We start from the raw sequence: 11,686 nt of genomic DNA on the forward strand, positions 1-11,686 counted from the left end.
TATTCAGAAATTACCTTGCTTTCATGCAATTAACGAATAACGAAAACAGGAACATGGGCGTAACGAACGATACTTGCCGCCTCTGAGCCCAATAAATGGGTTTGAATATTGGGATTTCGGGAGCCGACAATAATCGCGCCGACGGCAAGTTCATCCGCAAGCTTAATCACCTCATCACGAACGTTCCCGCTCCGGACGTGGAGGTGAACGCGCTCTTCTGGCAAATTCAATTTTTTGACCAGGTCAGAGAGTTTTTCCCTCGAATTATTAATCATATATTCATCCATCTTACGCGCATCTGAAATAAAACCACGCGTCAGCTCGGCTGAAAATTTTGGCATCACGTGCAGCAAATGAACGTCACCCGATGCGCTCTGCGCCAGAAAATGGGCATGCTGCAACGCTTTATCCGCCAGGCTTGTCTCGTAGACATCCACCGGAACGAGAATGTTTTTGTACATATCGAGCATCCTTTTTATAACCAACACGAGAGTGAGAGAAGCAAAAAGCGCATTAAATGCAGGGGGTTGCCCTTAATGCCAGTTACGCAAAAAAGAGATGAATGATATTAAACGTAGCACATGAATATCAGGTTTAGCGCCCCCCGCTGATAATGGTTATTTAACATTTATCTTTTCGCCGACTATGCTCATAGTCAGCCACCGCTTCCGGCTCATGGAGGAATTTATGTATGGTTTAAGCCTGCTCCGCCTCGGTCTGTTTATTGCGCTTGCCATTATCGCCAGTACGGCGATTGGTTTATTTACCTATATGGTCGTCACTGTTCTGGCAGAATAGTGTCACCCCTGCCCAGGTTATGGAATAAATAAAACAGTTATTTATTAGGGGAATACAGTGAACCGCTACCTCTCTCTTTTACCGTTCGTTTTGTTAACGCTCACGGCATGTGACCCGAAATCCGAGCAAGCTGCCCCCCTGCCGCGCATGGTAAAAGTGGCGGAGGTGACGCTCCCCGGCCACGCCCAGCAGCGCGTTTTTCCCGCACGCATAGAATCGGGTGATGCCACAGACCTTTCCTTCAAGCGCGCGGGTCAAATTGAGGCGCTCGATATCCGTCAGGGCGCAGCCATCAAGCAGGGGCAGCAGCTTGCGAGATTAAATGCCCGTGAAGCCCAGCAGCGCGTTAACGACAGACAAACAGCGGCAACGCTGGCCCAGCGGCAGTTCGACCGCTTCCAGACGCTGGCGGGCCGCCAGGCTATCTCTAAAGCAGAAATGGACGTGCAGCGCGCGAACCGCGACTCGGCAAATGCGGCGCTGCAGATTGCCCGTGAAGAGCTCAATCAAATGACGCTCGTCGCCCCCTTCAGCGGAACGGTGGCCAGCGTGCATGTCCGAAACCATCAGGTGGTGTCTGCGGGTCAGCCTGTTTTGACGCTGACCCGCACAGACCTGCTGGACGTGGTGTTTAGTATTCCTGAGAACCTGTTCAGAACCTTTGATATTCGTAACGCGCAGTATCGTCCCGTGGTGAGAATTAACGCCTTCCCGGATCGGGAGTTTACCGCCGTCTATAAAGAGCACTCGGGCAGCAGCGACAGCAACACCCTGACCTGGCAGGTGATCCTCACCATGCCGCGCCCGGATGATTTTCCCGCCGTGGGCGGCGTAAGCGGTACGGTGACAATCAATCTAACCAACCTCCCGGCAGGTGCGGGCGCCGAGGCGCTGGTCGTCCCGGTGGAGGCGGTCTTTAACCCAAACAACAGCCCGCGCAATGAGCCGCACGTCTGGGTCGTCGCGGGAGAAGGCGACGCGCTCCATCTTGAAGACCGCAAGGTCAGCGTGGGGCAAGTCACCACCGAGGGCGTTGTCATTACGCACGGGCTCAAGGCGGGCGAGCGCGTGGTGGCTGCAGGCGTTGGTGAGCTTCATGCTAACCAGCCGGTACGTGTCTGGACGCGTGAACGGGGACTGTAATGGATATCTCTCGCCAGTTTATTAATAACCCCATTCGCGTCTGGCTAACGATCCTGCTGCTCGGCGTGGGGGGCATTTACGCCCTGCTCAACATTGGCAGGCTGGAAGATCCGGCCTTTACCATCAAAACCGCCGTGGTCATTACCCACTATCCTGGCGCCTCCGCTCAGCAGGTCGAAGAGGAGGTGACGCTTCCGCTGGAGAATGCCCTTCAGCAGCTGCCTTATCTGGACAATGTCAGCTCGATCTCTTCAAACGGCCTGTCGCAAATCACCGTGAACATTGCCTCGCGCTATCATTCGAACGAACTGCCGCAGATCTGGGACGAGCTGCGTCGTCGCGTGGGCGATGCCTCGCGCCAGTTCCCGCCCGGCGTCGTGACGCCCTTTGTAAATGACGATTTCGGCGACGTGTTCGGTTTTTTCTTTGCGATTTCCGGGGACGAATTCAGCAATCCTGAACTGGTGAGATATGCCGAGCAGCTGCGTCGCGAACTGGTTCTGGTCCCCGGCGTGGGTAAAGTTGCCATCGGCGGAGCCGTCAGCCAGCAGGTCAACATCGATATCTCCCTGACCAAAATGGCCGCGCGCGGCATCACGCTTAACCAGCTTTCCGCCCTGCTCGGCAGGCTGAACGTAGTTTCCAGCGCCGGAGAAATCAGCTCGGGAACGGAATCCATTCGCCTGCATCCGACCGGTGAGTTCGAAAATCTGGATGAACTGGCCGACCTCATCATCACGCCTTCCGGCACCGGGGCAGCGACGCGTCTGCGGGATATCGCCACGCTGTCGCGCGGGCTGAACGAATCGCCCGCCAGTATCTACCATGCTAACGGCAGAAAAGCCGTCACCATGGGCGTCTCGTTTATTCCCGGCGTGAACGTGATCGACGTGGGCCACGCGCTGGAGGCGAAGCTAAACCAGATGTCAGCGGAAAAACCGGCAGGGATACACATCGACCTGTTTTACGACCAGGCCGCCGAAGTGGGCCACTCTGTTAACGGGTTTATTATTAACTTCCTGATGGCGCTGGCGATTGTTATCGGCGTGCTGCTGATCTTTATGGGCGTACGCAGCGGGATCATCATTGCGTTCTCCCTCGCGCTTAACGTGCTGGGCACGCTGCTGATCATGTATCTGTGGGGCATTGAGCTGCAGCGCATCTCGCTCGGGGCGCTGATCATCGCCCTGAGCATGCTGGTGGATAACGCCATCGTGATTGTTGAAGGGGTGCTGGTTGCGCGTCAGCAGGGCTCCCCGCTGTTGACCGCCATTAACTACATCATCCGGCGCTCCGCCCTGCCGCTGCTGGGGGCGACGGTGATCGCCATCCTGGCATTTGCGCCTATCGGGCTGTCGCAGGATTCTACCGGGGAATATTGTAAATCCCTGTTCCAGGTGCTGCTGATTTCCCTGATGCTGAGCTGGTTCTCGGCGCTCACCATCACGCCGGTGCTGATTAAGTGGTGGTTGTTTAAAAACGACGGTGCGGCCGCGAAGCCCGACGAGTCAGATCCTTACGACAAACGCCTCTACCGCCTTTATCAGAGCCTCCTGAACGCGCTGCTGTTCCGCAAAGCGCCAACGCTCATCGTGATGGCTGCTCTGCTGGCCGCGTCAGTCTGGGGTTTTGGCGCCGTGCGGCAAAACTTTTTCCCCTCGTCAAATACGCCGATTTTCTTTGTCGACCTCTGGTTACCGTACGGCACCGATATCAAATGGACCGAGAAGATGACCGGCGATATCGAGAAAACCATTAACGGCCAGCCCGGCGTGGAAACCACCGTCTCCACCATCGGTCAGGGCAGCATGCGCTTTATTCTGACCTATAGCGGACAGCGGCAGTACAGCAACTACGCGCAGATCATGGTGCGCATGGATGCCCAGCGCAACATCTCCGCACTGACGCGCCACGTGGACGAGTACATCGCGCGAAACTATCCGCAGGTTAACGCCAGCACCAAACGCGTGATGTTTGGCCCCTCCGGCGACAGCGCCATTGAGGTACGCATCAAGGGCCCCGATCCTGACAGGCTGCGCCTGATTGCCAGCCGGGTGGACGATATTCTGGCGAGCGACCCGGCGACGGGCAGCGTGAGAAACGACTGGCAAAACCGCAGCAAGGTGATCCGTCCGCAGTACGTCGCCGCGCTGGGCCGCGAGCTTGGCGTGGACAAGCAGGACGTCGACAACGCGCTGGAGATGAACTTTTCCGGCAGCCGGGCGGGATTATACCGGGAAGGCAGCGACCTGCTTCCGGTCGTGGTGCGCCCGCCGGAAAGCGAACGGCTGGACGCCAATCACCTGAACAACGTGCTGGTCTGGAGCCAGACGCGACAGCAGTATATCCCGCTAAGCAACGTCGTTAGCCGCTTCTCGCTGGAGTGGGAAGATCCGCTCATCCTTCGGCGCGACCGCTCGCGGGTGCTGACGGTGATGACCGACCCCGATCCCCTTAGCCAGCAAACCTCCGGCGATATCCTCGCCCGGGTGAAGCCGCGCATTGACGCCCTCGCCCTGCCCCACGGCTATAGCATCGAGTGGGGAGGCGATGCGGAAAACTCCAGCGAAGCACAGCAGGGGCTCTTCACCACGCTGCCGATCGGGTTCCTGGTGATGTTTGTTATCACCGTGCTGATGTTCAGCTCGGTGAAAAACGCCGTCGCCATCTGGCTGACCGTGCCGCTGGCGCTGATTGGCGTCACGCCGGGATTCTTGATCACCGGGATCCCGTTCGGCTTTATGGCGCTGATCGGCCTGCTCAGCCTGAGCGGAATGCTCATCCGCAACGGCATCGTGCTGGTGGAAGAGATCGAGCAGCAGAAGGCGCACAAAGCTCAGCGCGAGGCGATCGTCTACGCCGCCACCTCGCGCCTGCGCCCTATCCTGCTTACCGCGTTTACGACCGTACTGGGCCTGGCGCCGCTGCTGCTGGATGTTTTCTTCCAGAGCATGGCCGTTGTGATTATGTTTGGACTGGGGTTTGCTACAATCCTGACGCTGCTGGTACTTCCCGTAATCTACGCGTGTTTCCATCGTAAGGACGAAGCCAAACAACAATGAATGCGACAGGGCTGAATATTATCAAGACGCTGGGCTGTATGACGGCGGTTACCTTCTTCACCATCTACAACACCTGGGATCGTTATGATTATGACTACCACTGGATCCTGGGATTTTTAACCTTCATCTCGACGATTGCCACACCGTTGTTTTTTGTGGTGTCGGGCTATCTCGACGGGCAATCCCGGCACGGGAGCCGCTGGCAGCTGGGCAAAATTAAAAGCCTGGTGACCGTCTTTCTTTTCTGGATAACGATCTACTACCTGTGGGAGCCGTATCAGCGCGGGTATTTAATCCAGCCGTGGTTCGTGTTCGCATTTGTCGTGATTTACGCCTTCCATCCTGTGGTGGAATGGCTCAGCCAGCGGCGAGCGCTGTTCTGCACCGCGATTGCTGCACTGCTGGTCTTTTCTTACGGATACGACCTGTTATCGGCGCTGTATCCTGACGCGCACGTCCTCTCCCTGTCACCGCAGTATCGGCTGTGGACATGGCTGCTGTTTTATCTGACGGGGCAACTCTTCTGCGACCCCAAAATAGCCGAGTGGATAAGCCGCAAATCGGTGGTTCGGGCAGCGGTTATCGCCATCCCATTCATCTACCTCTTTACCTGGTTTTACGAGCGCCACTTCTTTTTTGCCCTGTTTAAGGCCGACAGAAACGCCTTTATCCTCACCGGCTCTCAAATTTACGTTCTGATCGTCGCGCTGGTGATTGCGGCGAACGGCGTACGCTTTCGCCGCAATGCTGAACTGAAGGAGTCCATCCTGGCCGCCATCAGCAAAACGATGACCGGCGTGTACATTATGCACTACTCGGTATTTCATCTGCTGACGGCGCTGATACCGGTGACCTCTCTCGGCATGAAGCTGACGTTGATTGTGCTCACGTTCGTCAGCTCTGTTCTCTTCTCCATGCTGGTATTGTCTAACGCCGTGGCAAAAAAGGTGATCACCCTTTAAAAGCCTAAGCGCAGCCAGGCAAAAAGCACGTTCCCGTTGTTATAGGTTCCTGGAATATAGGTGAACTGGACGGTAACGCGCTTGTAGCTTGCCGAGAACAGCGGGAAGATGAACGGTAGCGGGACATAGTTTGCAAAATCATCTCGCGCCGTGATCCCCGCCGCGGCACCGAGCCCAAGCCGGAAATCGTTGGCGTCATCCAGATACCAGCCCTTCTCCCAGCCATAGCCCATCGCGGGCTGCCATTCGTTGTGCGAGTCTTTGAACATCATTGCGAAAAGGGCGCTCCAGTTGCCCTCTTCGTTATAGCGGGAGACGCCCAGGCCACCGCCCCACGGCATTTCATTGTAATTGTCGGTTTTTTCTTTGTCGTACATAAAGCGGGCATGCCAGCTCAAAAATGGCAGGTACACATCGTAACGTTGAGGCTGCTCCCAGGTTTGCGAAATATCATCCGTCAGCGCATTCCACCAGCCGCTGATGCGCTGTTCACCGTAGACGTTGGGCTCCGCGTGAAGCGGTGCGACGAATAAAAACAGGAACATCCAGATTGCCGAAAAGGTGCGTTGCATCGTGTTTCCCTCAGCTTAACTCACGCAGCGGTCACTATTACTGTAAACCATTCAGCAGATCACCGCGTCAAGCAGACATAATTATATCGCTGAAGGTGTTGATGAAATTTCTTTATTCAGCGCCTTTCGGAAAGATAAAAACGTTTTCTCAGACGTTCTGTCGCGGTAGTCTCATAGGTTCCGTTTATATGACGGCCGCTATGTGAGTGACCTTTTCTTATACCAATAATTAAAATCAGTATGGACAGGACAACTATGGACTCCACCCTCATCTCCGACCGCCCCGGCGAGGAGACCCCTTCGCTCAATCGTGCCCGCCGCGCAGCCCTGGGCAGCTTCGCGGGCGCCGTCGTCGACTGGTATGATTTTCTGCTTTACGGCATCACTGCCGCGCTGGTCTTCAACCGCGAGTTCTTTCCGCAGGTCAGCCCCGCGATGGGCACGCTCGCCGCCTTTGCCACCTTCGGCGTCGGGTTTCTGTTTCGCCCGCTGGGCGGGGTGATCTTCGGCCACTTCGGCGACCGTCTCGGCCGCAAGCGCATGCTGATGCTCACCGTCTGGATGATGGGGATCGCCACCGCGCTGATAGGCGTTCTCCCGTCGTTTTCCGCCATTGGCTGGTGGGCACCGGTACTGCTTGTCACCCTGCGCGCCATCCAGGGCTTCGCCGTGGGCGGCGAATGGGGCGGTGCGGCGCTGCTGTCCGTCGAGAGCGCGCCGAAAAACCGTAAAGCGTTTTACAGCAGCGGCGTGCAGGTGGGTTACGGCGTAGGCCTGCTGCTCTCCACGGGGCTGGTATCGTTAATCAGCCAGCTCACCACCGACGCGCAGTTCCTGAGCTGGGGCTGGCGCATTCCGTTCATCTTCAGCATCGTTCTGGTGATTGCCGCCCTGTGGATCCGTAACGGGATGGAGGAGTCCGCTGAATTCGAACAACAGCAGCAGGAAAAACCGGCCGCCAAAAAACGGCTGCCGGTGATGGAAGCCCTGATTCAGCACCCTGGCGCTTTTCTGAAAATTATCGCCCTGCGGCTGTGCGAACTGCTGACGATGTATATCGTCACCGCGTTTGCCCTGAACTATTCGACGCAGAATCTCGGCCTGCCGCGCGAACTGTTCCTGAATATCGGCCTGCTGGTGGGCGGGATCAGCTGCCTGACCATCCCCTTCTTTGCCTGGCTGGCGGACCGGTTTGGCCGCCGTCGCGTTTACATCACCGGGGCGCTGATTGGCACCCTCAGCGCCTGGCCGTTCTTTATGGCGCTGGAGGCGCAGTCCGTCTTCTGGATCGTCTTCTTCGCCATCATGCTCGCGAATATCGCTCACGATATGGTGGTCTGCGTGCAGCAGCCGATGTTTACCGAGCTGTTCGGCGCAAGCTATCGCTACAGCGGCGCGGGCGTAGGCTACCAGGTCGCCAGCGTGGTCGGCGGTGGGTTTACGCCGTTTATTGCTGCCGCGCTGGTGACCTTCTCCGGCGGTAACTGGCACAGCGTGGCGATTTATCTGCTGGCCGGCTGTCTGCTGTCGGCGGCGACGGCGCTGCTGATGAAAGAGACGCGCCACGGCTGATCTCCCTTTTGTTTCACAGGCGTGTGACATACTATCGGGTAGAGTCGCACACCTGTGGAACAAGGAGACAGAGATGAATAATAAGGGCTCCAGCCTGACCCCGGCTCAGGCGCTGGAACAACTCGACGCGCTGTATGAACAGTCCGTCAACGCGCTGCGCAACGCCATCAGCGAATATATTGAAACAGGGAAACTTCCCGACGAAAAGGCCAGATCCGAGGGCCTTTTTGTTTATCCATCGCTCTCTGTGACCTGGGACGGCAGCGCCAGCACGACGCCAAAAACCCGCGCCTACGCCCGTTTTACCCACTCCGGCTGCTACAGCACCACCGTCACCCGCCCTGCACTGTTCCGCCCCTACCTCGAAGAACAGCTCACGCTGTTATACCAGGATTACGGTGCGCACATTGCCGTTGAGCCATCGCGGCATGAGATCCCCTATCCCTACGTGATTGACGGCTCGGCGCTGACGCTTGACCGCTCCATGAGCGCGGGGCTAACCAGCCACTTCCCGACCACTGAGCTTTCACAAATTGGCGACGAGACGGCTGACGGGATCTATCACCCGGCAGAGTTTTCTCCCCTGTCGCACTTTGATGCCCGCCGGGTCGATTTCTCACTGGCGCGCCTGCGCCACTACACCGGGACGCCGGTCGAACATTTCCAGCCGTTCGTGCTCTTTACCAACTACACCCGCTACGTTGACGAGTTTGTCCGCTGGGGCTGCAGCCAGATCCTCGACCCGGAAAGCCCCTACATCGCGCTCTCCTGCGCGGGCGGGATCTGGATTACCGCGGAGACCGAAGCGCCCGAGCAGGCCATTTCCGACCTGGCGTGGAAAAAACATCAGATGCCCGCCTGGCACCTGATCACCGCCGACGGTCAGGGCATCACGCTGATCAACATCGGCGTGGGCCCGTCAAACGCCAAAACCATCTGCGACCATCTGGCGGTGCTGCGCCCGGACGTCTGGCTGATGATTGGCCACTGCGGCGGCCTGCGCGAAAGCCAGTTGATTGGCGACTACGTGCTGGCCCACGCCTATCTGCGCGATGACCACGTGCTGGATGCGGTACTGCCGCCGGACATCCCCATCCCGAGCATCGCCGAAGTCCAGCGCGCCCTGTATGACGCCACCAAAGAGGTCAGCGGCATGCCGGGTGAAGAGGTTAAACAGCGCCTGCGCACCGGTACGGTCGTCACGACGGACGATCGCAACTGGGAGCTGCGCTACTCCGCCTCCGCGCTGCGGTTCAACCTGAGCCGCGCGGTGGCGATCGATATGGAGAGCGCCACCATCGCCGCGCAGGGATATCGCTTCCGCGTTCCCTACGGCACGCTCCTGTGCGTCTCCGATAAGCCGCTGCACGGTGAAATTAAGCTCCCGGGTCAGGCCAACCGCTTCTACGAAGGGGCTATCTCAGAGCATCTGCAAATTGGCATTCGCGCCATTGACCTGCTGCGGGCAGAAGGTGACAAACTGCATTCCCGCAAGCTGCGCACCTTCAACGAACCGCCGTTCCGCTAATAGCAATAAGGAAAAACCATGTCCAGCACATCTCCGCTCTCTGCCCTGCGCCACTGGCTTGAGGCCAGCCATCTCGACGGGATGATCGTCCCGCGCGCGGATGCCTGGCAGAGTGAATATTGCGCGCCCTACGACGAAAAGTTGGCCTGGCTGACGGGATTTGACGGTTCGGCCGGCGTGGCGCTGGTGCTGCAAAACAAAGCGCTGCTGTTCGTCGACGGACGCTATCAGGTTCAGGCCCGCGTTCAGGTTAATACGGATGAGATTGCGATCCACCACCTGCACAACGAGCCGCTGGCGCAATGGCTGGCAGAAAACGTTGCGGCAGGAACACGCATCGGTTTTGACGCGCTGCTGATGACCAACACGGAGTTTGAGCAACTGTCTACCACGCCGTGCGAGCTGGTTCCCCTGAAGGCCAGTCCGTTTGATACCTTATGGACCGACCGCCCTGCCGCGCCGGCGGGGCTTATCCGGGAAATGCCGATTGAGCACAGCGGCGAACGCAGCGCGGACAAGCGTCAGAGCGTCGCCGCCGTGCTGGCCGCAAATGGTGCCGATTATCTCGCCATTACCCTGCCGGATAACATCGCCTGGCTGTTAAACGTGCGCGGCGCGGATATCCCTTACAGCCCGGTACCGCTCTCCTTTGCCCTGCTGGGGCGTGACGGTCACGTTGAGTGGTTTGTTAACGACAACAAGCTCAGCGCGCTGCCTGACGATGTGCGCGGTGCTTTCACCCTCGCGCCGCAGGATACCTTTATCGATCGCTGCCAGCAGATTGCTGAAGGCAAACGGGTGATGGTTGATGCCGATTCCGCGCCGGTTGCCCTGCGCTTCGCCATTGAGCCACGGGGAGAGATTGTCTGGCAAACCGACCCCATCACCCTGATGAAGGCCACCAAAAACCCGGTCGAGCTGGCGGGCTATCGCGAGTGTCATCACCGGGACGGCGCCGCGTGGGTCAACTTCCTGGCCTGGCTGAGCCGTGAAGTGCCGCGGCGAGAGGCGGCAGGTCATCCGCTAACCGAGCTCGACGTCCAGGCGCAGCAGCTCGCGTTCCGTCAACAGCAGCCCGGCTTTATCGAGCAGAGCTTTGCGACTATCTCCGCCTCTTCGAGCAATGCGGCGATGTGCCACTATCATTCGAGCGTGGCCAGCAATAAGCCCATCGGCCACGATCATTTTTACCTGAACGATTCCGGCGGACAGTATGCTAATGGCACCACCGACGCCACGCGCATGCTGGCGTGGGGTAACGTCGGTCCGCAGCAGCGTCTGCACTACACTGCCGTGCTGAGAGGCTTCCTGTCGCTCATTACCCTGCAGTTTCCTTCCGGGACTCAGGGGCATCAGCTGGATGCATTCGCGCGTCGCCCGCTGTGGGAGATGGGGCTGGATTACGATCACGGCACGGGGCACGGCGTGGGGCACCAGCTGCTGATCCACGAGAACCCGCATCGCATCGCCAAAAAGGTCAACCCGTGGCCGCTGGTGGCGGGCAATATCATGACGATCGAGCCGGGCTACTATCTGGGCGATAGCCACGGTATTCGTATCGAAAACCAGGTGGAGATTGTGGAGAGCCGACCGGGGTTCTGCCGATTTGCCTCGCTGACGCTGATCCCGATCGACTTAAGCCAGGTTGAGCTGCATCTGCTGAGCGAGCAGGAAATACAGTGGCTGAATGCATACCACCGGGAGGTGCGTGAGGCGCTGGCACCGCTGGTGAACAGCGAGGCGCGTACGTGGCTGGAAGAGGCGACGGCACCGATTCGTTTGTAAGTGAAGTGCGGTTTGTTGTTTGCCCGGTGGCGCTGCGCTTACCGGGCCTACAATCCCGTAGGTCGGGTAAGGCGAAGCCGCCACCCGACAATTTCACCCGCCCCAGAATAGCAAAAAGCCTGCTTTAAAAGCAGGCTTTTTAAATTTGGCTCCTCTGACTGGACTCGAACCAGTGACATACGGATTAACAGTCCGCCGTTCTACCGACTGAACTACAGAGGAATCGTGTGAACGGGGCGCATATTATCGATGCTCCCCCGGGAT

8 protein-coding genes and 1 tRNA gene are annotated in these 11,686 nt (G+C 58.2%); 6 read left to right on the plus strand and 3 right to left on the minus strand.

Going from position 1 to position 11,686, the window contains the following annotated elements; translation table 11 throughout:
* Positions 1–29: 29 nt before the first annotated feature.
* Positions 30–461, minus strand: coding sequence for a universal stress protein (locus FY206_RS15965; RefSeq protein ID WP_032641521.1), 432 nt, complete (start codon positions 459–461; stop codon positions 30–32).
* Positions 462–855: 394 nt separating this feature from the next.
* Between FY206_RS15965 and FY206_RS15970 the strand changes: the two genes are divergently transcribed.
* The 3 genes from FY206_RS15970 to FY206_RS15980 are packed head-to-tail and all read left to right on the plus strand — an operon-like array spanning position 856 to position 5,965.
* Positions 856–1,941, plus strand: a complete 1,086-nt coding sequence (locus FY206_RS15970; protein WP_032641523.1) for an efflux RND transporter periplasmic adaptor subunit — start codon at positions 856–858, stop codon at positions 1,939–1,941.
* The gene (locus tag FY206_RS15975) at positions 1,941–5,003 is read left to right on the plus strand and encodes an efflux RND transporter permease subunit (protein WP_032641525.1); all 3,063 of its coding nucleotides are present in this window, start codon (positions 1,941–1,943) and stop codon (positions 5,001–5,003) included. The genes FY206_RS15970 and FY206_RS15975 overlap by 1 nt, the downstream gene beginning before the upstream one ends.
* Positions 5,000–5,965 (plus strand): acyltransferase, encoded by a 966-nt coding sequence (locus FY206_RS15980; protein WP_032641527.1) that lies wholly within the window; start codon positions 5,000–5,002, stop codon positions 5,963–5,965. The genes FY206_RS15975 and FY206_RS15980 overlap by 4 nt, the downstream gene beginning before the upstream one ends.
* On the opposite strand, the gene pagP is transcribed toward FY206_RS15980, so the two are convergent.
* Complete coding sequence (pagP, locus tag FY206_RS15985) at positions 5,962–6,537, minus strand: lipid IV(A) palmitoyltransferase PagP (RefSeq protein WP_032641528.1); 576 nt, start codon at positions 6,535–6,537, stop codon at positions 5,962–5,964. The genes FY206_RS15980 and pagP overlap by 4 nt on opposite strands.
* 255 nt (positions 6,538–6,792) lie before the next feature.
* Here pagP and shiA point away from each other — a divergent pair, with 255 nt between their 5' ends.
* The 3 genes from shiA (at position 6,793) to FY206_RS16000 (ending at position 11,422) form a co-directional block, all read left to right on the plus strand.
* Positions 6,793–8,109 carry a shikimate transporter gene (gene shiA, locus FY206_RS15990; protein WP_032641530.1) on the plus strand — a complete coding sequence of 439 codons (1,317 nt, stop codon included), beginning with the start codon at positions 6,793–6,795 and terminating at the stop codon, positions 8,107–8,109.
* A gap of 73 nt (positions 8,110–8,182) precedes the next feature.
* Positions 8,183–9,637 carry an AMP nucleosidase gene (locus FY206_RS15995; RefSeq protein ID WP_032641532.1) on the plus strand — a complete coding sequence of 485 codons (1,455 nt, stop codon included), beginning with the start codon at positions 8,183–8,185 and terminating at the stop codon, positions 9,635–9,637.
* Between the two features lie 18 nt (positions 9,638–9,655).
* Positions 9,656–11,422: an aminopeptidase P family protein gene (locus FY206_RS16000; RefSeq protein WP_032641534.1), complete on the plus strand. Its 1,767-nt coding sequence runs from the start codon at positions 9,656–9,658 to the stop codon at positions 11,420–11,422.
* A gap of 146 nt (positions 11,423–11,568) precedes the next feature.
* Here the strand turns inward: FY206_RS16000 and FY206_RS16005 are convergent.
* A tRNA-Asn gene (locus tag FY206_RS16005) sits at positions 11,569–11,644 on the minus strand.
* Positions 11,645–11,686: the final 42 nt, after the last annotated feature.

It is taken from the genome of Enterobacter chengduensis, assembly GCF_001984825.2.
In the GTDB taxonomy this organism is placed as follows: Bacteria; Pseudomonadota; Gammaproteobacteria; order Enterobacterales; family Enterobacteriaceae; genus Enterobacter; species Enterobacter chengduensis.

Excerpts from the sequence above, each read along its gene's own strand:
- FY206_RS15975 (WP_032641525.1), top strand. The coding sequence starts at position 1,941 with ATGGATATCTCTCGCCAGTTTATTAATAACCCCATTCGCGTCTGGCTA.
- FY206_RS16000 (WP_032641534.1), top strand. The coding sequence starts at position 9,656 with ATGTCCAGCACATCTCCGCTCTCTGCCCTGCGCCACTGGCTTGAGGCC.
- FY206_RS15965 (WP_032641521.1), bottom strand. The coding sequence starts at position 461 with ATGTACAAAAACATTCTCGTTCCGGTGGATGTCTACGAGACAAGCCTG.
- shiA (WP_032641530.1), top strand. The coding sequence starts at position 6,793 with ATGGACTCCACCCTCATCTCCGACCGCCCCGGCGAGGAGACCCCTTCG.
- FY206_RS15980 (WP_032641527.1), top strand. The coding sequence starts at position 5,000 with ATGAATGCGACAGGGCTGAATATTATCAAGACGCTGGGCTGTATGACG.
- pagP (WP_032641528.1), bottom strand. The coding sequence starts at position 6,537 with ATGCAACGCACCTTTTCGGCAATCTGGATGTTCCTGTTTTTATTCGTC.
- FY206_RS15995 (WP_032641532.1), top strand. The coding sequence starts at position 8,183 with ATGAATAATAAGGGCTCCAGCCTGACCCCGGCTCAGGCGCTGGAACAA.